This window comes from Kitasatospora sp. P5_F3 (assembly GCF_054049135.1).
In genome coordinates this window covers 222,427-247,258 of record NZ_JBFUMY010000001.1, presented here as the reverse complement: position 1 = coordinate 247,258, position 24,832 = coordinate 222,427, and the positions used below count along the sequence as shown (strand labels likewise).

General features: G+C 71.8%; 19 protein-coding genes, 1 pseudogene and 1 riboswitch. Of the genes and pseudogenes, 11 read left to right on the top strand and 9 right to left on the bottom strand.

The window, feature by feature from the left end; translation table 11 throughout:
• Window positions 1–23: 23 nt before the first annotated feature.
• From ACXJMZ_RS01005 to ACXJMZ_RS00990, 4 genes are read right to left on the bottom strand one after another with little or no spacing between them, the layout of a single operon-like run.
• Window positions 24–2,135 (bottom strand): right-handed parallel beta-helix repeat-containing protein, encoded by a 2,112-nt coding sequence (locus ACXJMZ_RS01005; protein WP_457028022.1) that lies wholly within the window; start codon window positions 2,133–2,135, stop codon window positions 24–26.
• A 49-nt stretch (window positions 2,136–2,184) separates the two neighbouring features.
• The gene (locus ACXJMZ_RS01000) at window positions 2,185–2,937 is read right to left on the bottom strand and encodes an SDR family NAD(P)-dependent oxidoreductase (protein WP_457028021.1); all 753 of its coding nucleotides are present in this window, start codon (window positions 2,935–2,937) and stop codon (window positions 2,185–2,187) included.
• Window positions 2,934–4,037, bottom strand: a complete 1,104-nt coding sequence (locus ACXJMZ_RS00995; protein WP_457028020.1) for an enolase C-terminal domain-like protein — start codon at window positions 4,035–4,037, stop codon at window positions 2,934–2,936. The genes ACXJMZ_RS01000 and ACXJMZ_RS00995 overlap by 4 nt, the downstream gene beginning before the upstream one ends.
• Entirely contained in the window at window positions 4,034–5,236 is a 1,203-nt protein-coding gene (locus ACXJMZ_RS00990) for an ROK family protein (RefSeq protein WP_457028019.1), read from the bottom strand. The genes ACXJMZ_RS00995 and ACXJMZ_RS00990 overlap by 4 nt, the downstream gene beginning before the upstream one ends.
• Before the next feature lie 437 nt (window positions 5,237–5,673).
• Between ACXJMZ_RS00990 and ACXJMZ_RS00985 the strand changes: the two genes are divergently transcribed.
• The 5 genes from ACXJMZ_RS00985 to ACXJMZ_RS00965 are packed head-to-tail and all read left to right on the top strand — an operon-like array spanning window position 5,674 to window position 12,915.
• Window positions 5,674–7,233, top strand: coding sequence for an ABC transporter substrate-binding protein (locus tag ACXJMZ_RS00985; RefSeq protein ID WP_457028018.1), 1,560 nt, complete (start codon window positions 5,674–5,676; stop codon window positions 7,231–7,233).
• A 3-nt stretch (window positions 7,234–7,236) separates the two neighbouring features.
• Window positions 7,237–8,181, top strand: a complete 945-nt coding sequence (locus ACXJMZ_RS00980; RefSeq protein WP_457028017.1) for an ABC transporter permease — start codon at window positions 7,237–7,239, stop codon at window positions 8,179–8,181.
• Between the two features lie 2 nt (window positions 8,182–8,183).
• On the top strand, window positions 8,184–9,023 hold the full coding sequence (locus tag ACXJMZ_RS00975) for an ABC transporter permease (RefSeq protein ID WP_457028016.1): 840 nt from the start codon (window positions 8,184–8,186) through the stop codon (window positions 9,021–9,023).
• Window positions 9,020–10,597, top strand: a complete 1,578-nt coding sequence (locus tag ACXJMZ_RS00970) for an ABC transporter ATP-binding protein (RefSeq protein WP_457028015.1) — start codon at window positions 9,020–9,022, stop codon at window positions 10,595–10,597. The genes ACXJMZ_RS00975 and ACXJMZ_RS00970 overlap by 4 nt, the downstream gene beginning before the upstream one ends.
• A complete protein-coding gene (locus ACXJMZ_RS00965; protein WP_457028014.1) occupies window positions 10,594–12,915 on the top strand; it encodes an arylsulfatase in 2,322 nt (773 codons plus the stop codon). The genes ACXJMZ_RS00970 and ACXJMZ_RS00965 overlap by 4 nt, the downstream gene beginning before the upstream one ends.
• A gap of 16 nt (window positions 12,916–12,931) precedes the next feature.
• Here the strand turns inward: ACXJMZ_RS00965 and ACXJMZ_RS00960 are convergent, their stop codons facing one another.
• The 3 genes from ACXJMZ_RS00960 to ACXJMZ_RS00950 form a co-directional block, all read right to left on the bottom strand.
• Complete coding sequence (locus ACXJMZ_RS00960) at window positions 12,932–13,261, bottom strand: MoaF-related domain-containing protein (RefSeq protein ID WP_457028013.1); 330 nt, start codon at window positions 13,259–13,261, stop codon at window positions 12,932–12,934.
• 94 nt (window positions 13,262–13,355) lie between these two features.
• Window positions 13,356–16,679, bottom strand: coding sequence for a carbohydrate binding domain-containing protein (locus ACXJMZ_RS00955; protein ID WP_457028012.1), 3,324 nt, complete (start codon window positions 16,677–16,679; stop codon window positions 13,356–13,358).
• A gap of 139 nt (window positions 16,680–16,818) precedes the next feature.
• Window positions 16,819–17,214: a ribonuclease domain-containing protein gene (locus tag ACXJMZ_RS00950; protein ID WP_457028011.1), complete on the bottom strand. Its 396-nt coding sequence runs from the start codon at window positions 17,212–17,214 to the stop codon at window positions 16,819–16,821.
• Between the two features lie 193 nt (window positions 17,215–17,407).
• Here ACXJMZ_RS00950 and ACXJMZ_RS00945 point away from each other — a divergent pair, with 193 nt between their 5' ends.
• Complete coding sequence (locus tag ACXJMZ_RS00945; RefSeq protein ID WP_457028010.1) at window positions 17,408–18,646, top strand: esterase/lipase family protein; 1,239 nt, start codon at window positions 17,408–17,410, stop codon at window positions 18,644–18,646.
• 138 nt (window positions 18,647–18,784) lie between these two features.
• A riboswitch (cyclic di-AMP (ydaO/yuaA leader) is annotated at window positions 18,785–18,952 on the top strand.
• Between the two features lie 2 nt (window positions 18,953–18,954).
• Window positions 18,955–20,148, top strand: a complete 1,194-nt coding sequence (locus ACXJMZ_RS00940; protein WP_457028009.1) for a glycoside hydrolase family 16 protein — start codon at window positions 18,955–18,957, stop codon at window positions 20,146–20,148.
• Between the two features lie 9 nt (window positions 20,149–20,157).
• On the opposite strand, the gene ACXJMZ_RS00935 is transcribed toward ACXJMZ_RS00940, so the two are convergent.
• Entirely contained in the window at window positions 20,158–20,616 is a 459-nt protein-coding gene (locus ACXJMZ_RS00935; RefSeq protein ID WP_457028008.1) for a hypothetical protein, read from the bottom strand.
• Between the two features lie 82 nt (window positions 20,617–20,698).
• On the opposite strand from ACXJMZ_RS00935, the gene ACXJMZ_RS00930 reads away from it, so the two are divergent.
• A complete protein-coding gene (locus ACXJMZ_RS00930) occupies window positions 20,699–21,010 on the top strand; it encodes an antibiotic biosynthesis monooxygenase (protein WP_457028007.1) in 312 nt (103 codons plus the stop codon).
• A 22-nt stretch (window positions 21,011–21,032) separates the two neighbouring features.
• Here the strand turns inward: ACXJMZ_RS00930 and ACXJMZ_RS00925 are convergent, their stop codons facing one another.
• Window positions 21,033–21,827 (bottom strand): IclR family transcriptional regulator, encoded by a 795-nt coding sequence (locus tag ACXJMZ_RS00925; RefSeq protein ID WP_057239692.1) that lies wholly within the window; start codon window positions 21,825–21,827, stop codon window positions 21,033–21,035.
• Window positions 21,828–22,017: 190 nt separating this feature from the next.
• Between ACXJMZ_RS00925 and aceB the strand changes: the two are divergent.
• From aceB to ACXJMZ_RS00910, 3 genes and pseudogenes are all read left to right on the top strand, one after another.
• Window positions 22,018–23,652, top strand: a pseudogene (gene aceB, locus ACXJMZ_RS00920) (malate synthase A); the annotation flags it as partial.
• Between the two features lie 54 nt (window positions 23,653–23,706).
• Window positions 23,707–24,093, top strand: a complete 387-nt coding sequence (locus ACXJMZ_RS00915) for an allophanate hydrolase-related protein (protein WP_457028050.1) — start codon at window positions 23,707–23,709, stop codon at window positions 24,091–24,093.
• Between the two features lie 60 nt (window positions 24,094–24,153).
• On the top strand, window positions 24,154–24,828 hold the full coding sequence (locus tag ACXJMZ_RS00910) for a hypothetical protein (protein WP_457028006.1): 675 nt from the start codon (window positions 24,154–24,156) through the stop codon (window positions 24,826–24,828).
• Window positions 24,829–24,832: the final 4 nt, after the last annotated feature.

Here is a 24,832-nt window from a genome sequence, read left to right as displayed (position 1 = left end):
CCGGGCGCCAGCTGCCGGGACGGTCAGCCGAGCGGCTGGACCAGCGGGTCGTCCACGGCGAACGTGGCGGCGGTGGAACCGGGTTGGACCCGGAGCCGGAGTTGGCTCGCCGCGCCCGCACCGGAGGTCAGCCGGGCGGTGGCCAGCTTCACGTCGTCCAGCAGGACGTCGTAGGTCCCGGCGGCCGGATGCAGGAGCAGCGTCACCCGCAGCCAGACGCCCGGCGGGTAGGCGAGCTGGGCGTCGGCCCAGCTGCCGTTGTCGGTGAAGGCCGCGCTGCCGTTCGCCGCCAGGCTGAACTGCGCGGCCGGGGCCCCGGCCGCGTCCAGCAGGTGCACGCCGAGCGGCGCGGTGGTCTGCCCGGCCCGTATCCGGAGGTCCACCCGGGTCTCCCCGGTGGCGGCGGCGAAGGACCGGGCGGCGGTGACCTCGGCCGAGCTCTGCCGGGTCAGCAGCAGGGCCGAGCCGTAGCCGCCGGACGGGTCGGCGCCGACCAGGGCCCCGGCGGCCGGTCCGGTGACGGTCCAGCCGGCGGGCGCCGTACCGGCGGTGGCGGTGTTGAACGTGTCGGCCAGGCTCGGCGCGGTGACCGCCGGGCCCTGGTACGCACCGATGTTGACGGCTCCGGTGGCCGGGACGGGGTTGCCGAACCAGTCCAGGCCGCCGTTGCCGGCCACCGCCGTGCCGGTGCCGAGCGCCGAGGAGCCGGCCGCGAGGCGGTAGCCCCACGGGTCGGCGAGCTCGCGGCCGGAGAGCAGCGGGGCACCGGTGAGGGTGTTGGTCGCGCCGGCCGGGGTCGGCACGGCGTAGAGCACATTGCGGTCGATCTTGAACGCCGGGTCGCTGAGCGTCCAGCCCACGGTGCCCGAACTGCCGTGTCTGGCCACGATGTTGTCGGTGAACCTGACGTCCAGCGTGGCGGTGGTCCCCTCGGTGACGATCTGTTGGCTGATGCCGTCGGCCAGGTAGATGGTGTTGTTGTGGATCTGACCGTTCTTCAGCGCGCCGGGGCAGATCTGGAAGCCGCGGGCCCGGTCGTTCACCGAGACGTTGTACCGGATGGTGAAGTTGCTGGTCGGGGTGTTGTACGGGCAGAGCAGGAAGAAGCCGCCCTCGTTGTCGTGCGAGTAGTTGTACTGGAACAGCACGCCGTCCGTGGAGTGGTCCACGTCGTAGGCCATGCCGTCGCTGGTGGTGCGGCCGCCGGAGGTGTCGTTGTACTGGAACGTGACGTCGACCGAATTCGCCGTCCACATCCCGGCGTTGGGGGATCCGGAGCGGACGTTGAAGCCCTGGAGCAGGTTGCGCTCGACCAGGGTGTGCTGTCCGGTCATCGGGGCGATCCCGTCACCGCCGATGTCCCACAGCCGGTTGCCCCGGATCACCAGGTCGGTGGAGGGAGCCCAGGCGGCGGAGCAGAGGCTGTTCCAGAACGCGGCCAGCCGGGTGTTGCGGCACCAGTTGGACCAGGTGTAGATGCCCTGGCGGTCGACGGCGTGGATCCGGTTGTCCAGAACTTGCAGTCCCGCGAAGGACGTTGGCGTGCTGGAGCCCTGGGCCTCGATCACGATGCCGCCGGAGGCGTCCGCGTACTTGCCGGTGCCGGCGCCCGCCCCGGTGACGGCGGGCAGCTTGCCGCGCACGTCGTGGATGTCCAACCCCTGGAGCACGATCCCGGGCAGGGTGCCCGCGTCGGCGGCCCGGACGTACACGCCGCGCCGGGTGGTGGTGTTGTCGCCCGGCGCGCTGAGGTCGAGATTGCGGAGCTCGACGTACGCCTGGTCGGCGAGCAGGACGGCCTGGGCGGCGCCGTTGGCGTTCACCGCAGGGAGTGCCCCGGCGCCGTACGCGTCGATGGTGATCGGCGCGGCCGCGGTGCCGGAGCCGACCGGGGCCAGGGTGCCCAGGCAGGTGCTGCCGCGCTTCAGGCGGATCGCGCTACCGGGCTCCAGGGCAAGGGAGTTGACGGCCGTGAGGGTGTTGTACGGCGCTGCCTGGCTGCCGGTCCCGTTGGTCGCGGCCGAGCAGTCGACATAGCTGGTGGCGGGCGCTGCGGCCACCGGGGCCGCCAGGGTCAGCGGGAGTGCGGCGGCGACAGCGGCGGTGAGCAGCCGCACGGTGCGGGGCAGGGACATTCGCCCTCCTGGGTACCGGACATGGGTCTCTCCTTCGATGGGAAAACCCTCAGCGCAGCAGCGCTTCGGGGAGCATGGCGGTCATGCCGCCGTCCACGGCGAGGCAGGTGCCGTTGACGAACGACGCCTCGTCACCCGCCAGGAAGGCCACCGCGCGGGCGACTTCGGCGACGGTGCCGAACCGGCCGAGCGGCGCGGCCCGCAGCATCGCCGCGCTCAGTTCCGGGTCGGTCCAGACGTGGCGGTTGCGTTCGACCGGGACGAAGCCGGGTGCCACCGCGTTGCAGCGGACGCCGCGCCGCCCCCACTCGACCGCCGCCGCCCGGGTCAGCGCGAGCAGGCCCGCCTTGGCGGCGGCGTACGCGGCGAAGCCGGGGACCGCGCCCAGGGCGTGCGGCGAGGCGAGGTGCACGATCGAGGCGGGGGTGCCGTCCGGCAGGGCGTGGACGAAGGCGGTGTCGAAGCGGCGCGCGGCGGTCAGGACGGTGCCGAGCATGGCGTCCCAGGCGTCGTCGGCCAGTTCGTCCAGCGGGACGGGGGTGCCCGCGAAGGCAGCCTGGACCAGGACGGTGGCAGGCCCGCCGAGACCTTCGGCGGCGGCCAACGCGGCCCGGACGGTGGCCGGGTCGGTGACGTCGCCGCGTACCGGCGTGATCGCGGCCGCCGCCCGGACGGGCGCCAGGTCCACCGCGACGACGCGGGCGCCACGGGCCGCGAGCTCGGCGGCGACGGCGGCACCGATGCCCTGGGCGGCGCCGGTGACGATCGCGACCCGGTCGGCGAGGGGGTGCGGCTGGTTCATCGTCTGCTCCGGTCGAGGTCTCTGCTGGCGGCGGGAGTCGGTGAAGTGATCGTCCAGTGGGCGGGATCGAGATCCAGACCGAGACCCGGGCCCTCGGGAGGAGTGAGCCAGGGGCCGTCCGGGCGCTCGGCGGGGCGCACCGACTGTGGGCGCCAGTCGGCCTCGCCGAAGGCGAACTCGGTCTCCACCGAAGGGCCCAGGGCGGCGGCCAGGTGCAGTCCGGCCGCGGTCGCCACCGGCCCCGAGGGGCTGTGCAGCGACACCCCGACGCCCGCCGCGAGGGCCTCCTCGGCGAGCCGCCGCGCGGCGGCCGGGCCCCCGGCGTGCTTGACGTCCGGGAGCAGCCAGCCGAGCCGGCCACTGCGCAGGGCGGGTCGCACCTGCTCGGGCTCGGCGGCGAACTCCCCGCCCGCCAGCGGCGCGATCCCCGCCGCGTGCACGGCGGCCAGCCCGACCGGGTCGTCCAGCGGCACGGCGTCCTCCAGCCAGCGCAGCCCGAGCTCGGCCAGCTCACCGGCGACGGCGAGCACCTGGTCCACCGTCAGCAGCCCGTGGGCGTCCACCATCAGCTCCGCCCCGGGCGCCGCCGACCGGACGGCCCTGGCCCGGTCCAGGCCGCCGCGCAGCCGCTCCCCGGGCGCCAGCCCGTCGAACGGTGCGCACTTGAGCGCGGTGTACCCGGCGGTCATGGCGGCCGCCGCGACCTCGCCGAACTCCTCGGGCGTACGGTGCCGCAGCGCCCGGTTGAGGTTGGCGTACCGGTGCACCGGCCGGGCCGCCGCGCCGCCCAGCCACCGCCAGAGCGGCTGCCCGGCCCGGCGCGCGGCCAGATCGGTGGCGGCCTGCTCGAGGCCGCCCCGGACGGTCAGCACGGTGAACCGGTCGGCTCCGGTCGCCAGCAGGTCCAACTCGGCCAGTACCACGCCGATTTCCACCCCGTCCGCGAGCCGGGCCGCCACGCCGGGCCAGAGCCGGGCCGCCCCGGCCCCGGCGTCGGAGTACTCGCCGAGACCGACCGCGCCGTCCGAGTCCCGTAGCCGCACCACGTCCCACCGGGTCCGCCCGGAGACCCGGGCGGTGGCCAACTCGACGGCGATCACCGGGAACCACCGCCGCCGGAGTGGGCCAGCGGGTCCGAGAACCAGGCGTCCAGGAAGACGGCGGCGGCGGAGAGCACCAGGGAGTGCTCGCCCAGCCCGGACGGGACCAGCCGGGCGGCGGCGGCCGGGCCGAGGGCGCTGTGCCGCACCAACTCGGCGCGGGTGTCGGGCAGGTATTCGGGAGTGAGCAGCGGACCGCCCGCCAGCACCACCAGTTCGGGGTTCACCAGGTCGAGCAGGGTGGCCACGGCGCGTCCGATCCAGCGGGCCCGGGTACGGAGCAGCAGCACAGCCCCGGGCTCGCCGTTCTGGGCCCGCCGGACCAGCTCCTCGTACGGGTCGTCGGGGCTCAGCAGGCCCTGCTGCACGGCGAGTCGGAGCACCGAGTGGTCCGTCAGCGTGGCCTGCAGGCAGTCGTGGTGGCCGCAGTCGCAGGGTGCCCCGCGCAGCCCGGACAGCCGCAGGTGGGTGATGCCCCCGGCGGCGGACCGCGGGCCGTGGTGGATCTGCCGGGCCACCGTGAAGGCGGCGCCGACCACGTTGCCGACGAACAGTTCCAGCAGGCTGTCGGCCCGCTGCCCCGCCCCGTACCAGCCCTCCGCCAGGGCGAGGGCCCGGACCAGGCCGTCCAGCCGGACCGGTGGGTCCAGCCGGGCAGCCAGCTGCGCCTGCAGCGGTACGTCCCGCCAGCCGAGCGGGCCGTGCTCGACCACGGTGCCCGCCTCGGTGTCCACCCAGCCACCGGTGCTGACCCCGACGCCGAGCAGTCGGCGGGTCGGCTGAGCAGTCGTCAAAGTACTGATCGCGTCAGTCAGTTCGGCGACCACGTGGTCGGGTTCGGTCGAGCCGCGGGGGAGCACCAGCTGAGCCAGCACCTCGCCGCGCAGGTCGACCAGGCCGAGGGTGGTGCGCAGCAGGCCGATGTGCACCCCGGCCACGGCGGTGGTGGCCAGCGGCAGGTCGAGCGGCACCCGGGGGCGGCCGGTCTCGGTCGGTCCGGGTACGGCGGGCAGCTCGACCAGCTGGCCGGCGGCGGCCAGCCGGGCGGTCAGGCGGGAGACGGTGCCGGCGGAGATCCCGGTGAGTTCGGCGATCCGCAGCCGGGGGAGCGGGCCGTGCGCGAGGACGGTCCTGACCACGGTCGCGGCGTTGCGACGGGCGGCTTCCGCAGGCACCGCGCGGGTGGAGGAGGGCGTCATCGGGTGGCGCTCCGATCGGGTGGCGCAGGGTCCGGCGGCAGGCGCCGGGCTGGTTAATTTCATGGTGAAAGTTAGTAGCGAGGGCAGGTCGGGACAACCCCGGGCGGTGGATCGTCATCGGCCGCAATGCCGCGCAACATTCTTGCAATGCCCGCTCCCAGCAGGCGAGATGGTGTTTGACAGGGCGGCTCCCGGTCACCACGATGTGCCCAGGACCTGGTGCCGTGCCCGGCAGGGCACGGCACCAGCCGCAGCTGACGATTCGAAGGAGGGGCGATGACCGCCATGTGCCGTGCCGCGTCCCCCTCCTGTCGCTGCCGCTGCTCCTCCTCCTGACGCTCCGTCGTCCGCTCTCCCCGCCGCCGGGCCGGCCGTCGCATCCCCTCGTTACTTTCGCTCCGAAACAAACCGGGCACCTCCCCTCCGAAGGAAGCACCATGACCTCGCTCTCCCGCCGCTCCCTCCTGCGCGGCTCCGTCGCCGCGGCCGGCCTGCTCAGCCTGGCGGCCTGCCGCTCGGCGGCCGAGAGCGGTGACGGTGCCGCCGCGTCGGCGGGCCCGCGCCGGGGCGGCACGCTCAGCCTGGCCACCACCATCGACTACACGCCGAGCCTGCTGTTCGCGCAGAGTGCCAACACCTTGGTCCAGCGGCTGGTCTTCAACACCCTGACCAGGTACGACGACCAGCTCCGCCCGCAGCCGGAGCTGGCCACCTCCTGGCAGTTGGCGGCCGACGGCCGCAGCATCACCTTCAAGCTCCGGGACGACGTGCTGTTCCACGACGGCCGCAGGTTCACCGCGGACGACGTGATCTTCGCGGTGAAGAACCTCCAGAACCCGGTCCGGTCCGCCCAGTTGCGGTCGACCGCGGCCACCGTCACGGAGTTCCGGAAGAACGGCGACCACGAGCTGACGCTGGAGCTGGCGCACCCGGTCAGCAACCTGTTCGACCTCTTCGAGTTCATGATCATCACGGACTCGGCCACCGTCGAGGACGCGGTCGCGGGAAAGCAGCTGATCGGCACCGGGCCGTTCCGGTACGGCAAGCGCACCCCGGGCTCCTCGATCACCTTCACCCGGAACGAGAAGTACTGGAACCCGGGCCGCCCCTACCTGGACGGCGTGGAGATCCGGGTGATCCCGCAGGCCGACTCGCTGGTCTCCTCGCTGAAGACCGGTCAGAGCCACCTCTCCTACCACGTGCCCGGCAAGGACCTGGCCGGGCTGAAGGGAAGCGGGCAGTTCCAGCTCCGCCCGTACGACACCGGCTCCGGCGCCTACTACATCGGCGTCAACGTCAGCGCCGAGCAGGTCAAGGACAAGCGGGTCCGGCAGGCGATCTCCTGGGCGGTCGACCGGGAGCGGCTGGTGCAGCAGGCGCTCGGCGGCTACGGCCTGCCCTCCGCCGCGCCGTGGCCGAAGTCCTCGCCCGCGTACACCGACGCCAACGCCACCCACTACCGCCACGACCCGGCCAAGGCACGGGAGTTGCTCAAGGAGGCCGGCGTCTCCGGTCTCACCCTGCCGTTCGCCCACTCCAACACCCCGGACGGCACCGCGATCGCGCAGATCCTCCAGCACGACCTGAAGCAGGTCGGGATCGAGACCGAGCTGCAGCCGACCGACTCGCCGACCATGCAGAAGCAGCTCATCTCGCAGACCATGCCGGCGCTCTGGACGCTCAGCCACGGCTTCGCCCAACTGCACCCGGCCACCCTGGCGGTCAGCGCCTACCCGTTCAACGAGGCGAAGAACAGCTCGCACTTCTCCTCGCCGGCCTACACCGACATCGTCCAGCGCGCCTGGAAGCGCCCGGACAGCGACAGTGCCGAGGCCAAGGCGCTCTACCAGCAGGTCACCGACACGCTGCTGGACGAGGCGTTCGTGATCGACCTCGCGATCGGCGGCCAGATCGAGGTGGCCGGGACCAAGGTGCACGGCGCGACCCTCAACAAGTTCAACTACCTCAACCTCGACGACGCCTACCTGACGGTCTGACGGATGCGTACCTTCCTGCTCAGGCGGCTGCCCTCCGGGCTGCTGGTGCTATTGGCCGCCTCCTTCCTGATCTTCCTGATCCTCCGGCTGATACCGGGCGACCCGGCCACCAGCCTGGCCGGTCCGGACGCCGGGCCCGAGGCGGTCGCGGCCATCCGGGCCCGGCTCGGACTGGACCGGCCACTGCTCGGTCAGTACCTCGGCTGGCTCGGCGACCTGGCCACCGGCCGGCTCGGCCCGAGCTACGCGATCGGCGGCGAGGTGGCCGACCTGATCGGCGACAGCCTCGGCGCCACCATCGAACTCACCGTCGGCGCGCTGCTGTTGGTGATCCTGCTGGGCCTGCCGCTCGGGGTGCTCGGCGCGACCGTGCGACGCGGCCCGGTGGCGGTCGCCGTCCGGGCGCTGACCACCACGGTGCTGGCGATCCCGCCGTTCGTCACCGGCGTGGTGCTGGTGCTTGTCTTCGCGGTGACGCTCGGCCTGCTGCCCGCCGGCGGGCACGAGTCGATCCTCGACCAGCCGGACCTGGGCGTGCAGTACCTGTTGCTGCCCGCCCTCTGCCTGGCGCTGCCCAGCGCCGCGATCCTCGGCCGCTACCTCAAGGACGGTCTGGAACGCGCACTGGCCGAGGACTACGTCCGCACCGCGACCGCGCTCGGCGTCTCCCGGCGCCGGATCGTGCTGCGGCACGCGCTGCCCAACGCGCTGCCGCCCGCGGTCACCGTGCTCGGCCTGCAGGTCGGCCAACTCCTCGGCGGGGCCGTGCTGGTGGAGGCCATCTTCGCCTGGCCCGGCCTCGGCCAACTGGCCGAGCAGGGCGTGCTGCGCCGGGACTACCCGGTGGTGCAGGACCTGCTCCTGCTGCTCGTCGCCGTCTACGTCGTGGTCCAGCTGGTCACCGACCTGGTGTACACCTGGCTGGACCCCCGGATCAGGTGGGAGTGACCATGACCACCCTCGCTGTCGGCCTGCGCCGACGCCGTCTCCTCCCGGCCGGTCTGCACACCCTCCGGGGTACCGCCGGGCTCCTGCTGGTGGGCGTGGTGGTGCTGGCCGGGCTGCTCGCCCCGCTGCTCACCGACGCCGACCCGCTGGCCCAGAGCGGGCTGGCCCTGGCCGGGCCGAGCGGTGCCCATCCGTTCGGCACCGACGACCTCGGCCGGGACCTGTTCAGCCGGGTCCTGCACGGCATCCGTACCGACCTGCTGATCAGCGTCACCGCCGTGCCGGTGGGTGCGGTGCTGGGCTGCGCGCTGGCGCTGCTCGCGGCCACCTCGCGCTGGGCCGACGTGGCCGTACAGCGGATCTTCGACCTGCTGCTGGCCTTCCCCGGCCTGATCCTGGCGCTCGCCGTCACGGCGGTGCTCGGCCCCGGCCGCTGGCCGGTGGTGATCGTCATCGCGCTGGCCGAGATCCCCGGCTTCGGGCGCCAGTTGCGGGCCGGCATCCTGGTCCAGCGCGAGCGCGAGTACGCCCTGGCGGCCCGGGTCGGCGGCGCCTCCCGAGCCCGGGTGCTGCTGCGGCACGTGCTCCCGAACGCCGTCGACCCGCTGATCGTGCAGGGCGCGATCGCCTTCTCGCTGGCCGTCTTCATCGAGGGTGCGATGAGCTTCCTCGGCGTCGGCGTCCGCCCCCCGGAGCCCTCGCTCGGCGGCATCCTCAGCCAGTCGATGGCCTACCTCTCCACCCATCCCGGCTACGCCGCCGCCCCGCTGCTGGTGGTGACCGCCCTGGTGCTCGGCCTGACGCTGATCGCCGAGGCACTGAACGAAGGGATCCGCCGATGAGTGCGGTGCTCCGAGTACGGGACCTCAAGGTCGAGTTCGACGGGGTCGAGGCAGTGGCCGGGGTCGGCTTCGAGCTGGCGGCGGGGGAGACGCTGGGGATCGTCGGTGAGTCCGGCTCCGGCAAGTCCACCACCGCGCTCGCGCTGCTGCGGATGCTGCCCGCCGGGGGCCGGATCTCCGGCGGCTCGGTCGAGCTGGACGGCCAGGACCTGGCCGCACTGCCGGAGCCGGCGCTGCGCCAGGTCCGGGGCCGCCGGATCGCGATGATCTTCCAGGACCCGATGTCCTCGCTCAACCCGGTGCTCACCGTCGGGCGTCAGCTGGACGAGGCCCTGCGGGCGCACGGCACCGCGAACAAGGCCGAACGTGGCTCCCGCGCCGTCGAGTTGCTCGATCTGGTGGGTATTCCTGATGCCGCCCGGCGGCTGCGCGACCACCCGCACCAGTTCTCCGGCGGCCAGCGTCAGCGCATCATGATCGCGCTGGCACTGGCCGGGGATCCGGAGGTGCTGGTCGCCGACGAACCCACCACCGCGCTCGACCCGACCGTCCAGCAGCAGATCCTCCGGCTGCTGGAGCGGATCAACCGCGAGCGCGGCACCGCCCTGGTGTTGATCAGCCACGACCTCGGGGTGATCGCCCGGACCTGCCGCCGGGTGCTGGTGATGCACCAGGGCCAGGTGGTCGAGCACGGCCGCACCGAGGACGTCCTGGACCGGCCCGAACACCCCTACACCAAGCGGCTGCTGGCCGCCGTGCCCCGACTGGCCGAGCCCTCCACGGCCGCCGCCAACTCCACCCCGGGCCCGGAACCGCTGCTCACCGTCACCGGCCTGGCCAAGGCCTACGGCCCGCGCCGCCGCCCGGTCACCGCGCTGGGCGGTGTCGACCTGGTACTGCACCCGGGGGAGACCCTCGGGCTGGTCGGCGAGTCCGGCTCCGGGAAGTCCACGCTGGCGCGTGCGCTGGTCCAGGCGCACGCTCCCTCGGCGGGCGAGATCCGGTACCGGGGCGAGCCGCTGACCCGGTCCCGGGCCGCCCGGCGGGAGATCCAGCTGGTCTTCCAGGACCCGTACTCCTCACTCAACCCCCGGATGACGGTCGGTCAGATCCTGGCCGAACCGCTGATCGCGCACCGCCTCGGCGACGCCGCCGAGCGGGCCGAGCGGGTGGGCGAACTGCTCGCCCAGGTCGGCCTGGAGCCGGATGCGGCCGCCCGGCACCCGCGCGCCTTCTCCGGTGGTCAGCGCCAACGGATCGGCATCGCCCGGGCGTTGGCGCCCCGGCCGAGCGTGCTGATCTGCGACGAGCCGGTCTCCGCCCTGGACGTCTCGGTCCAGGCCCAGGTGCTCGACCTGCTCTCCGGCCTGCAACGGGAGCTCGGGCTGGCGATCCTGTTCATCGCCCACGACCTGGCCGTGGTGCGCCAGGTCAGCCACCGGATCGCCGTCATGCACCGGGGGCGGATCGTCGAGACCGGCCCCGCCGACCAGGTCGTCACCGACCCGCAGGACCCCTACACGGCCGAACTGCTGGCCGCCGTACCGCAACTGAACCACCGGAGCCCCGTATGACCAGCCCCCGCCGCGACCCCTACGCCGGCTTCCCCGGCACCGTCGGCCGCACCTTCCGCGACTCGGCGGCCGCCTGGCCCGCCCGTGACCGGGCCCGGACCGGCGCGCCCAACGTCGTGGTGGTGCTGATCGACGACATGGGCTACAGCGACATCGGCCCGTTCGGCTCGGAGATCCCCACCCCGACCCTGGACCGGCTGGCGGACAACGGTGTCCGGCTGGCCAACTACCACACCATGCCGCTCTGCTCCCCGGCCCGGGCCGCTCTGCTCACCGGCCTCAACCCGCACCGGGTGGGCTACTCCTTCGTGGCCAACGCTGACCCCGGCTTCCCCGGCTACGGGATGGAGGTGGCCGGGGACATCCCGACCCTGGCCGAGCTGCTGCACGACAGCGGCTACGCCACCTACGCCGTCGGCAAGTGGCACCTGACCCGGGACTCCGCCTCGAACGCCGCCGACAACCGGGCCAACTGGCCGCTGCAGAAGGGCTTCGACCAGTACTACGGCGTGCTGGAGGGCCTGACCAGCCTGTTCCACCCGCACCAACTGGTCCGGGACAACAGCCCGCTGGACATCGACGAGCTGCCCGACGACTACTACTACACCGACGACATCACCGACCAGGCAATCGCGATGGTCAAGTCGCTGCGCGCGCACGACGCCGAGAAGCCGTTCTTCCTCTACCTGGCCCACAACGCCGTGCACGGCCCGCTCCAGGCCAAGCCCGAGGACCTGGCCAGGCACCGGGGCCGCTACGACCAGGGCTGGGACGAGCTGCGCGCCGCCCGCTTCGCCCGCCAGCTGGCCGCCGGGCACTTCCCGCCCGGCACCCGGCTGCCCGAGCGCAACGGCGAGGCCGGGCACGACGTCCGCCCCTGGGCCGAACTCTCCGAGGTGGAACGGAAGTTGTACGCCCGCTACATGGAGGTCTACGCGGCGATGGTCGACAACGTCGACCAGAACCTCGGGCGGCTCACCGACACCCTGGCCGCGCTCGGCGAACTCGACAACACCATCATCCTGTTCACCTCCGACAACGGCGGCACCGGCGAGGGCGGCGCGGAGGGCACCCGCAGCTACTTCAGTCGCTTCGTCCACCACCCCAGGCTCCCCGCCGACTGGAATCCGGACGTCGAGCGCGAGATCGACCTGATCGGCGGCCCGCAGAGCCTGGTGCACTACCCGCGCGGCTGGGGGATGGCCTCGAACACCCCGTTCCGGCTCTACAAGGGCCAGACCTACGCGGGCGGGGTGCGGGTCCCCTTCGTGCTCTCCTGGCCGGCCGGACTGCCGCGTGCCGAGGGCGACTCCGGGGTGCGCGGGCAGTACCAGTACGTCACCGACATCCTGCCCACCCTGCTCGAACTGGCGGGCCTGGAACGGCCGGTGGAGCGTGCGCGGCAGCCCGTCCAGGAGCTGGACGGCGTCAGCTTCGCCTCGGTGCTGCGGGCGCCGGAGGCGGAGTCCACGCACGCCGAGCAGTACTGCGAGATGACCGGCAACCGCAGCTACTACCGCAACGGCTGGAAGCTGGTCACCCTGCACCGCCCCGGCACCCCGTACGACGATGGCGAGTGGGCGCTGTACGACCTGCGCACCGACCCGACCGAGATCGACGATGTCGCGGCCGAATTCCCGGAGGTGGTCAAGGAGTTGGCCGAGGCCTGGGAGGACGCCGCCTGGCGGAACGGGGTCTTCCCGCTGGCCGACCACTCCGGTGCGCTGGCCCTGCGCCACCCCGAGGACGCCCGGCTGCGCGCGCCGCTCACCCTGCTCGCCGGTACGCCGGAGCTGGAGCGCTACCGCTCCTCCCGGCTGATCTCGTTCCGCTCCTTCGACGTCCTGGTGGATCTGGCCGAGCACGGCGCGGCGGACCAGGGTGTGCTGGTCTCGCACGGCGACCAGGGCGGCGGCTACAGCCTCTACGTCGAGGACGGGCGGCTCCGGTTCGCCTACAACCAGTACGGCGAGCTGTTCGAGGCGGACGGCGGGCCGCTGGCACCGGGCGTCCGGGCGGTCGGGCTGCGGGCCACGGCGGTGGCCGACCTGAAGTGGGAGTTCGAGCTGCTGGTCGACGGCGCGGTGACCGGGCGGCTCGGCCCGGTGCACCAACTGATCGGGATGGCACCGTTCCAGGGCATCAGCGTCGGGGTCGACCGCAAGTCCCCGGTCTCCTGGCCGGTGTACGAGCGGCACCGGAGCTTCCGCTACACCGGCGGCCTGCGCGCGGTGACGTACGTACCGGGCGAGCCCGCTCCGTACGATCCGGAGACGGTGGCGGCGGCCCTGCGGGAGGCGGCGGCCGCCTTCGAGTGATCCGGCCGGGGGCGGGTCAGGCCTCCGCCTTCAGCGTGCCGGTGTGCAGCTCGCCGACCCGGCCGCCCTCGCCCTCGTACGTCCAGAAGGCGCGGACGGTCATCGCGGTCAGGTCCATCACATGGCTGACGGTGATTCCGCTCTTCTCCGTCCAGCTGACGAAGTAGATGTGCGGGGCGACCTGGGCCACGTGCAGCGGGACGTCCTCCCACTGCCCGGCCGATTCGCCGAGGCCGTCCCAGCGCAGCCGGAGGCCGTCCGCCGAGTAGGTGTTGCGGAAGGCCGCGCCGTTGTCGACCTGGAACAGGTAGGTGTGGCCGGCGAAGGCTGGCAGGGGCGCGGTCATCTCGGGCAGTCCTCGTCTGGGCGGAGCGACAGGTGGGTGCGGTCGCCGTGACCGCACCCACCCAACCTATCGGACCGTCCGTCCGTTGACCGGCTTACTTCAGGTACGGGCCGTCCGTGCCGACCTTGCCCGGGGCGGCGTTGCTGCCGCCGAGGTCGAGGACGTAGACCCGCAGGTTGCCCTTGCCCGCGGCGGCCACCGAGAGGGTGCCGTTGGATACCACCTTCACGTCACCGGTGACGGCGTCCTTGTAGGTGCCGTTCGGAATCCCGGTGTAGCTGGCCGCGTTGGTGACCGCGACCAGCGCGAAGCTGTCCACGCCGCCCGCCGTGTAGCGGCGCTTGAAGGCCATGTCGCCGCTCACCCCCTGGGTGGAGTACTGGCCGAGCTGGAGCGCCGGGACGGCGCGGCGGATCTGGTTCAGCCGCTGGAGCTGCTTGACCAGCGGCTGCTGGAGCGTGGTCGCGACCGCGCCGGAGGCCGAGGAGACCACCGAGAAGTCACCGGCCGTCACCTCACCGGCCACCTTGTCGCCGTAGTACGCGCGGCCGGTGCCGGCCAGCGGGCAGGTCGGGCCGCAGTCGATCTGCTTTCCGGCCTGGAACTCGATCTCCGAGCCGTAGTACAGCGTCGGGATGCCCCGGAAGGTCCACATCAGCGCCATGTTCTCGGCCCAGGCGTCGGTGCCTCCGGCGTACCGGGTGCTGGACTTGTTCGGGCCGAAGTCGTGGCTGTCCACGTAGACCACGTTGTACGTCGGGTCGTTGGTGGAGTCGTCGGAGTCCTTGCCGTTGTTGAAGGCGTTCGAGGCGTCACCGAAGTTCATGTGCATGCGCATGTCGATGATGTTCATGCCGCTGAACTGGCTCTTGTCCGGGGCGTGGTAGGCGTTCCCGTTCAGGAAGGCGTTGTTGGAGACGGGCTGGTTGCCGGTGCCCATGGTGTTCTCGTAATTGAACTGGTCGAGTGCGGCCTGCACGTCGTCGGAGGTGTACTCCCGGCGCTCCTTCCAGGTGAAGAACTGGGCGGAGTGGTTGACGGACCCTCGGTTCCACCGGTCGTTGACGAAGGCGCCGACCTCACCGAAGACGAAGAAGTCCGCCGCCTTCGCGGTGCCGAACTTCCGGCTGACCTCCTCGTAGATCGCGGGCAGGAAACGGCGGTTCCAGGTGACCCGGGGGATGTGCACGGCGGTGTCGATCCGGAAGCCGTCCACGCCCATGTCGATGTACTTGTTGTACGCGCCGATCAGGTACTGCTGGACCACCGGGCTCTCGGTGTTGAAGTCGGCCAGGTCCTCGTGCAGCCAGCAGGAACGGGAGTCCTCGCCCTCCCAGTTGCCGATCCAGCACTGGTGGTAGAGCGCCTTGGGGAACATACCGGTGGTGGCACCGGGCCACTGGCAGTTGTAGATGGTGTAGCCCTCGGGGCTCTTCGCACCGGTCGGCTTCCCCCAGTTGAGGCAGGTGTTGCCGCTCGGCTCGGCGGTCGACCAGAGGTCGCCGTTGTAGTACGACTTGCCGGAGACCGGGTCGACGGTGAGGCCGTCGTACTCGAAGCCCGCGTTCGGGGCGTCGTAGTACCAGCTCCACTGGGTGTCCCGGACGCCGTAGACGGTCGGGGTGAACAGGCCCTTTGCGCCCCAGCGGGAGCTGTGGTTGTAGACCACGTCCTGGTAGATCTTGATGCCCTTGGCGTGCGCCGCGTTGATCAGGTCCTGGTACGAGGCGCCGGCCGACTCGAGGCGTGGGTCGACCTTGTAGAAGTCGTACCCGTGGTAGCCGTGGAAGTCGTAGTCGGAGCGGTTGAGCACCACCGGGGTGATCCAGATCGCCGAGAAGCCGAGGCCCTTGACGTAGTCGAGCTTCTGCACCAGGCCCTTGAAGTCGCCCCGGAACATCGGGTCGTTGTTGGCCGCGTTGCCGGACTTCACGTCCTGGCTGCCGCCCCGGTTGTTGCTGCTGTCACCGTCGTTGAAACGGGCGGTGAGCACGAAGTAGATCGGGTCCTTGCGCGGGTCGCCGCCCAGCGGCGTACCGCCCGCCGGGGCGGGCTCGGCCGTGCCGGTGGTGGCGCAGGACTCGGCCGAGGCGGCGGAGAGGTTGCCCGCCGCGTCCCGGGCCCTGACGGTCCAGCAGTAGGCGGTGGTCGCCTCCAGACCGCTCTGCGAGTACACCGTGGAGCCGGTGTCGACGACCGAGCTGCCCTTGGTGCCGCCGGTACGGGTGATCTGGTAGCCCGTCACTCCGGTGTTGTCGGTGGCCGGGTTCCAGGTCAGCACGGTGCCGGTGCCGGAGGCGGTGGCGACCAGGCCGGTCGGGGCGGTCGGCGCGGTGGTGTCCGGAACGACGGCGGCGCACGGGTCGGTGGCGGCCGCCGTCACGGTCTTGTCCTTGACGGTGCTGTTGCCGCCGCCCAGTTGGTAGTTGGTGCCGTTGTTGTTGTCCCAGACGCCGTTGCCGTTGTTGAAGGTCGCCTGCCAGGTGGTGGCGCTGCCCAGGCTGACGGTCTTCTTCACCCAGCCGGTGCAGGCGGGCTCCATTCCGACGCCGGGGCTGGTGGTCCAGCTGCCGCCGGTGGGCGCCCAGTGCAGGTTGACGGTGGACCAGCCGACCGTGCTGGTGGCGTACCAGACGGTGGCGGCCGTGGTGGGCTGGGGAGTTGGGGTCGGCGTTGGCGTGGGGGTCGGAGAGGGGTCCGGGGTGGTGCTGCCGCACGGGTCGCTGTGGGCCACCACGCCGTCCTTGACGGTGACCGCTCCGGTGCCCAACTGGTAGTTGGCACCGCCGTTGTTGTCCCAGGTGCCGGAGCCGTTGTTGAAGGTCGCCTGCCAGGTGGCGGCGGTGCCCAGGTCGACGGTCAGCTTGACCCAGCCGGTGCAGGCGGCGGCGAGCCGGGTGCCGGGCGCGGTGGTCCAACTGCCGCCGGTGGCAGCCCAGTGCAGGTAGTACGCCGACCAGTTCTTGCTCGCGGTCCAGTAGAAGACCGTGGCGGAGGTGGGGGTGGCGGCCGCGCACGGGTCGGTGGTGCTGACCTGGCCGCCGGTGACGGCGCTGATCCCGCTGCCCAGTTGGTAGTTGGCGCCGCCGTTGTTGTCCCAGGTGCCGGAGCCGTTGTTGAAGGTCGCCTGCCAGGTGGCGGCGGAGCCCAGGTCGATGGTCTGGCTGAACCAGCCGGAGCAGGCCGCGTCCATCGCGGTGCCGGGCGAGGTGGTCCAACTGCCGCCGGTGGGAGCCCAGTGCAGGTTGACGGCCGCCCAGGTGGCGGTGGGCTTGTAGTAGACGGTGGCGGTGGTGGCGGCCTGGGCGGTGATCGCCGGCAGCAGGGTGGCGACCAGCCCGGCGACGATCGCCAGGACGGCGAGCAGCGGATTTCGGTGCCGGGGGTGTGGGCGGTGGCGTGCGGCTTTACGGTCCACGGATGGACTCCTCGGGGCCTGGTGGGTGGGGGAGAGAGCACCCGGCGACAGCACAGGGCCTGGGGAGGGCACTGCGGCGCACGCCACCGACCGGGAGTTGACCCCCGGGGAGAGGGGGCGGGCGGCCGTGGGGGAGTGGTCAGCAGCCGAAGTTGACCTTGTAGAAGGTCGCGTAGTGGTCTGCGGTGTAGTAGTCCTCGTGGTAGACCGCACCGGTGACGATCCGTCGGGCGCCCCGGGTCGAGACGTTCGGCGTCTTGACGGTGTACTCGTGGTAGTAGCCCAGCGACTTGGCGGGCAGCACGCTCTCCCGGTTCTGGAAGACGATGCCGTCCTGGCTGTACGGGAACGGGCCGCCCGCGTCGATCAGGCGGATGGTGTCCCGGCCCTGGCTCGGCAGAGCGGTGTAACAGATGTTGCCGCTGACCGTGGCAGAGGCGTCGGTGGCGAACACGGCGGTGGGGGCCAGGGTGACCAGGCCGACGACAGCGACGGAGGCGGCGCGGGTCTTCAACGCGCGTAGATTGATTCGCATGGCAGTCAGTGTGAGGGCATGTCAGGTCCCTGCGGAAGTGCCCCGGCAACACTTCACCGGCGCGTAACTCCCTTGGCATCCAGGTAACTTGTGGACGACCGCCATGTGCCGGAAGTGCCGGATGTGTGTCCGTGACATGGGGGGATCGGGCCCCCGCTCCTACGGTGGCCGGACCCGCACCCCTGGAGTCGTCATGAAACGCCTGCTGGTCGTCCTGATCACCATTGCCGCGCTCGCTCTCGGGATCGGCCCGGCGGTCGCCGCACCGCCCTCGTACCTCCAACTGGAGGCCACTTTCGGCCAGCCCGGCAACGGCTGGGCCAAGGTGGAGCGTTACTACGACTCCACCCCCGGCTTCCGCACCGAGCAGTACCCGACCGACGGCCGGGGTGACCAGGACGGCGCCCGGCTGACGTACTTCGGCGGCGTCAAGCGCCCTTCCTCGGCCCGCTTCCTGCTCTACTCCGCGGCCGGCTGGAACAGCGGCACCGGTTCCGCCGTGCTGCTCGTGCACGGCGCCAACGACAACGCCGACCGGGCCTGGGCCAACCCCGCCGAGAGCGGCAACTGCGGTGCGTCCAACTGCCCTTCGACCGGGTTGGCGCAGCAGCTGGCCGCCGCCGGGCACCGGGTCTTCGCGGTCAACTTCGCCCACAAGCACGGCGACAACCTGATGCAGGCCCAAGTGGTGGGCGACGCACTGGCGTTGATCCGGGACCGGCTCGGGGTGGCCCAGGCGGACGTGGTGGCCTGGAGCAAGGGCGAGGTGGCGGCCCGCAGTTACGTCTCCTCGATCCGCCCGTCCTGGGGCCGCGGCTACGCCGGTGACGTCCGCCGCCTGGTCACCCTCGGCGGCCCGCACGGCGGTCTCGACTACGTCTACGCCCACGGCTGGAGCTTCTCGCTGGCCACCTGGCCCGCCTGCGGCGGCACCGCCAACGCACCGTCCCCGCACCTGTACATGACCTGCTACGGCAGCTACACCGCACAGCCCTGCCTCGGCGTGCTGCCCACCGGCGGCTACGACTGCTACCCCGGTCAGCGCCAACTCCTGGCCCGCTGGGACGGGTTGTACGGTGTCGACCAGCTCGCCCAGGACTGGTGGACCACCTACTACGGTGGCCAGGGCTTCTACACCTCCGGCCAGGGCATCCAGGCCGCCATCGACGCGGGCTCGCTGATCAGGCCGCTGCAGCAGGCGGGCATCCCGGCGAGCGTCCCCACCTACCTGCTGGCGGGCGGCTCCGCGGACCTTCCCGGCCTGCTGAACGAGAACCGCGGGCCCAGCGACGGCCTGGTCTTCACCGCCAGCGCCCTCGACACCACCGGCATCGGGACCGTCGCCGCCACCAAGCTGGTCACCGGCCTCAACCACCTCGAACTCGGCTGGACCCCGGCCGCCGCCACCCAGATCACGGCCTGGCTGGCCTGACCGGTCCGAGGCCGGTTAAACGTCGTGTGAGCGAGGTCTCGTTGTCGATGGACGGACGACCTGCCTAGCCTGCATGGAGCTGTCCGCATCTGCGCGGACCCCGCCGCCGGGACGCCGAGTCCTGCCCACCCGGTGTCGGGAACTCGATCACCGAAACATGGGCAGGAGCGGGGGAACCAGGTCAGTCTGCGGTCCCCCCTGCTCCGGTGCGGGGGCCGCTCGGGGTGAAGCCGCGCCCACCGCGGCCGGGCGATTCCTCTCGCCCGAACCCGACAGCTCACCTCGTAGGCGTCGCAGAGGACCTGCCCATGCGCATCGCCCTTACCCCCGCACGCCTCGGCGCGGCCGCCCTGGTCGCCGTACCGCTGATCGCCACCGGCCTGGCCGGTCAGGCCCAGGCCGCCACCTCGGTGACCCAGGACCGGCTGACCCCCACCTCGATGGCCGCGAACACCGCGACCAAGGCCGGCCTGACCGTCCACTCCAGCGCCTGCTTCACGGCCAAGACGCTCGGCGTCGGCGTCCGTGACGCGGCCGGCCGGAACCTCGACTTCCCCGGTAACGCGAGCAACGTCCAGATCTGCCCGAGCGGCGTGAACTTCACCAGCGCGGCCCGGACGCTGCCCGCCGGGACGTACACCCAGTTCGGCTTCTGGCAGGACCTGGGCGGGAGCTGGCACAACCTGCCCTCGCAGAAGCTGACCGTCGGCAGCACGGTCACGCCGACCCCCACGCCCACCCCGACCCCGACTCCCACGCCCACGCCGACTCCCACCCCCACGCCGACCCCCAGCCCGGCCCCGAGCACCTCGCCGATCCCCGGCAAGGCGTTGACCTGGTCGGAGGAGTTCGACAGCTCGATCGCCTGGGGCTCCAAGTGGGTCGGCGACCGTAGCAGCGCGTACCGCTACGGCAACCACAACCCGGACGACAACAAGCTGGACTGGCTGACCACCAGCGGCGTCTCGGTCTCCGGCGGGGTGGCCACCTTCACCGCCAAGCCGTCCAGCCACACCCTGGAGAGCGGCAAGCAGGCCTGGGACACCGGGCTGCTGACCACCGAGTACTCCTCGCAGGGCTTCCAGGTGAAGACCGGCGACTACGCCGAGACCCGGGTCAAGCTGCCGGCCGGCTCCGGGGCCTGGCCCGCGCTGTGGACCTGGAAGAACGGCAACGGCGAGATCGACAGCTTCGAGTACCACCCCGACAACGCCGGGCTGCTGGAGCTGACCAACCACGTCAAGTCCGGCTTGAAGTACTACACCGACGCGAACGCGATCGGCCACGACAAGTGGGTCACCGTCGGCACCTACTACGGCGCCAACTCCGTTGACTGGTACGTGAACGGGACCAAGGTCTTCTCCGACGGCACCGGTGTCGGTGCGGACTGGTCGGCCTACCTGATCCTCAACCTCTCGGTGGGTGCCGGGCAGTACCACCCGGCACCCTCCGGTACCGCGCCGATCAGCTTCGCCTCGGACTACGTCCGCGTGTACCGCTGACGCAGCGGCTCAGCTGACGGTCAGCGTGAACGGCGTGCTGTCGTTCGCGGGACTGTGATCGTCCACACTCACCACCCTGACGTGCCCCTCGGCCACCGTGCCGTGGGGCACGTCGGCGTTCACCCGGACCGGCACCAGCGCGGTCGCGGTCCGCAGGGTGGGCAGCCCGGCGGGGAAGGTGCAGCTCACCACCTGTCCGAACAGGGATCTGCAGTTCGCCGGGAAGTACGGCCCCACGGCGCTGAACCCGGCCGGCAGGTCGATCAGCACCGTGAAAGCGGAGGCCGTGCGCTGCGGGCCGAGGTTGGCGACGAAGCCGTGCACGGTGGTGGTCCCGCCCGGCGGGGCCGGATCCGGGTCCAGCCGGACCACCTCGAGGTCGGAGTTCGAGGGCACCGCGCTCGCCGTCGTGGCACCGAGCATCAGCGCCGTGGCAGCGGCCAGTCCCGCCATCACCCATCTGGTCACCGTCATCACCTGTCTGCCGAACGTGGTCGCACCGGTACGCACTGTATTCGGCGTAGCGTGGATCCGTACGGAGGTGAGGACAGTGTCCGGACAGGTTTTGAGTGAGGTCAGCGCGGTGGTGGGCCCGGACCGCGAGGCCGAGTTGGTGACGTCGTACCGCGAGTTGGTGGCCGGTCCGCTGCCGGACGGGCTGATCAGGACCGAGCTGCTGCGCGGTCCCGGTGGGCGCTGGCGGGTGCAGAGCCTGTGGCGGGACCGGGCCGCGCTGGAAGCGGTCCGGGCCAATCCGAAGCTGGTCGCCGCGCCCCGGCTCTTCACCCAGGTGGGTGCCGAGCCGGAGCTCACGGTGTTTCAGCTGACGGCGTCCCAGGTCGGGCTGCTGATGCTGGACTGACCCAGCATCAACTGACCTGGAGTCAGGGCGCCAGCACCTGGCCGAGCCGGCTCGCGATCTGCCGCATCACCGGGACCAGCGAGGTGTTGCCCGCCTGGGCCTCCAGTGCGCGGATCCGAGCCTCGGGGCCGGAGACCGAGAGTGCGGTGGGCGTCGGTGCGCCCGGGACGGCGACCGCGATGCAGCGGACGCCGATCTCCTGCTCCTGGTCGTCCACCACGTAGCCGCGCTCCCGGGCCTGGGCCAGCTGGGCGAACAGCTCGGTGGGGTCGGTGACGGTGTACGGGGTGTGCGACTGGAGCGGCTGGGTGCCGAGCACGCCGCGCGCCTCGGCCTCCTCCAACTGGGCCAGCAGGGCCTTGCCGACACCGGTGCAGTGCGGCTGCACCCGGCGGCCGACCTCGGTGAACATCCGCATCGACCGGCGCGACTGCACCTGCCCGACGTAGACCACCTCGCCGCCCTCCAGGACGGCCAGGTTGGCGGTCTCGCCGGTGGCCTCCATCAGCTCGGCCAGGTACGGCCGGGCCCAGCTGCCGAGCAGCCGGCCCGCGGTCTCGCCGAGCCGGATCAGCCGGGGACCGAGGGTGTAGCGGCGGGCGGTGTCCTGCCGGACATAGCCCTGCTGTACGAGGGTACGAATCAGCCGGTGGATGGTCGGCATCGGCAGCCCCGAGGTGGCGGCCAGCTCGCTCAGGGTGGCCACCCCGCCGGAGTCGGCCAGGGCTTCGAGGAGTTGGAAGGCGCGCTCGACGGACTGCACGCCGCCGGTGGCACGGTCGGCCCCTGTGGGTGCTGCGGCGGAGGTGCTGGCCACCGGCGTTCCCTTCGCTGTCGGAGGAGGAGTAGAGTCCCAGCGATCTACCTCAACAAAGCGTTGAAATTCTGTATCGCGGAAACTAGTCTCCACCTTACAGAACCGAACCCGCCAGTAGGTGGGTCGGTATCGAGGAAGTTCCCACCGGAACTTCCCTAGTTGGCTCAACTGTCCAAGGAGTGTTCTGCCCATGGCTGCAGATCAGGGACCCGTCGGCGCTTCCCCCGCCGCTCCGGTCGTCACTGTCGCCGGACCGCGCGTCCCCCGCAGCGAGGAGGTGCTCACTCCCGAGGCGGTCGCTTTCGTGGTCGGTCTCCACCGCGCCTTCGAAGGCCGCCGGCAGGAGCTCCTGGCCCGACGGAAAACCCGCCGTGACGAGATCGCGGCGGCCGGCACCCTCGACTTCCTCCCGGAGACCGCCGCCGTGCGGGCCGGGGACTGGAAGGTCGCCGAGGCGCCGCGCGCGCTGCAGGACCGCCGGGTCGAGATCACCGGGCCGACCGACCGCAAGATGGTGATCAACGCCCTCAACTCCGGTGCGAAGATCTGGCTCGCCGACTTCGAGGACGCCACCGCCCCCACCTGGGAGAACGTGGTCAGCGGCCAGGTCAACCTGATCTACGCCTTCGAGGGCCGGATCGACTTCGCCACCGACGCGGGCAAGTCCTACGCCCTCAAGCCCGCCGCCGAGCTGGCCACCGTGGTGGTCCGCCCCCGTGGCTGGCACCTGGACGAGAGCCACCTGATGGTGGACGGCACCCCGGTCTCCGGTGGTCTGTTCGACTTCGGCCTGTACTTCTTCCACAACGCCGCCCGGCTGATCGCGCGCGGCGCCGAGGACCCGAACTCAGGACCGTACTTCTACCTGCCGAAGACCGAGAGCCACCTGGAAGCCCGGCTCTGGAACGACGTCTTCACCCACGCCCAGGCGAAGTTGGGCATTCCGCACGGCACCGTCCGGGCCACGGTCCTGATCGAGACCATCACCGCCGCGTTCGAGATGGACGAGATCCTCTACGAACTCCGGGACCACGCCGCCGGGTTGAACGCCGGCCGGTGGGACTACCTGTTCTCGATCGTGAAGAACTTCCGGGACGCGGGCGAGCACTACATCCTCCCGGACCGCAACACGGTCGGGATGACCTCCCCGTTCATGGCCGCTTATGCCCGGCTGCTGGTGCAGACCTGTCACAAGCGCGGCGCGCACGCGATCGGCGGCATGGCCGCCTTCATCCCGTCCCGCCGCGACCCCGAGGTCAACGCCGCCGCGCTGGAGAAGGTCAAGGCCGACAAGGAGCGCGAGGCCACCGGCGGCTTCGACGGCTCCTGGGTCGCCCACCCCGACCTGGTCCCGGTCGCCCGCGCCTGCTTCGACGCGGTGCTCGGTGACCGGCCGAACCAGAAGGACAACCCCGGCTCCGCCGAGCCGGTGACGCCCGCCCAGCTGCTCGACATCGCGGGCGCGGGCGGCAGCTGCACCGAGGCCGGTCTGCACAACGCGGTCCAGGTCGGCGTCCGCTACATCGAGGCCTGGCTGCGCGGCCTCGGCGCGGTCGGCATCTTCAACATGATGGAGGACGCCGCCACCGCCGAGATCTCCCGCTCGCAGATCTGGCAGTGGATCAACAACGACGTGGTGCTGGCCGACACCGGCGAGAAGGCCACCGCCGAGCTGGTCCGTCGGCTCGTGACCGAGGAACTCGCCGCGCTGCGAGCCGAGTCGGGCGACGCCGCGTACGCCGGTGGGCGCTGGAACGAGGCCGCCAAGCTCTTCGAGCAGGTCGCACTGGCCGAGGAGTTCGTCGACTTCCTCACCCTGCCCGCGCTCTCGCCCCCCCCCCCGCGGGGGGGCCCGTACGGCTTTCCTGAGGAGTACCTGATGGCACGCATCTTCTTCAACGGCCAGGCCATGGTGGGCGGCCCGTTCCACGCCTCGGTCGCCGACGCCCTGATCGGCCCGGTCAGCACCGCCCCCGGCTACCGGTTCTTCTCGATCGGCGACGTCTGCCCCGGCCTGCTGCCCGACCCCGCCGTGGACACCGCCATCGAGGGCGAGCTCTACGACGTGGACCTGGCCCACCTGCGCGACGTCATCCTCCCCGGCGAGCCCCGCGAGCTCGAACTCGGCGTGATCGAGCTCGCGGACGGCTCCGCCTGCCTGTCGATGCTGCTGGCCCGGGGCGAACTGGAGCGTGGCGTGCACCGGGAGATCACCGAGCACGGCGGCTGGCGCACCTACCTGGCCACCCTGGGCCGGACCGCCTGACTGAGCGCCCTGTTCGAACACTGGTGCCCCGCACTAGAGTTGGTCTCAGGGGTGGACGTGATGAACACGGCACAGCGAGTGGTGCGACGGAATGTACTGCTGTCCCGACTGCTCACAGCACTGGCGGTACTGGCGCTGGTGATCCTGATCTACGGGACGGTCCGGGAGAACCTGCCGCCCAGACTGCTGAACGACTGGCCGTGGCGGCTCAAGCTGATGGACGGGCAGAGCGCCACGGCGGCCGCGCTGGCCACCACGGGCGCGGCGCTGGCCCGGGCCCAGTACGCGCGAACCGTCCGGCCGGCCCTGGGCTTCTTCGGCCGGGCGGTGGCGGGCGTTGCACCCGAGGAGCGGATCGCCTGGCAGGGGCACCTGCAGAACGCGGCCCAGGACGTGGCAGTCATCACCGAGGTGCGCTACCTGGTGACCTTCGCCGAGCCGACCGGGGGTCAGGCCGGATGGGTGGAGATGCAGCGGGCGGCCGAGCTGATTGCCGAGCGGGGAGCGGTCGTCGGGCACGACTTCCGGCTCTCGCTGATCGGCGCGGGGCGGCCGCTGCCCGCCCAGGGAAGGGCGATGCTGGGCTGGTTCACCGCCGAGGCGATGGCGGTGGTGGAGAGCGTCTGGATCCGGGTCAGGGTGACCGATCGGGTCGGTGACACCCATGAGCGGGTGATGGACCTGCTCGTGGGTGCGAACCGGGTACCGGTGCACCCTGACCCGGAGCTCTCCTGATCGG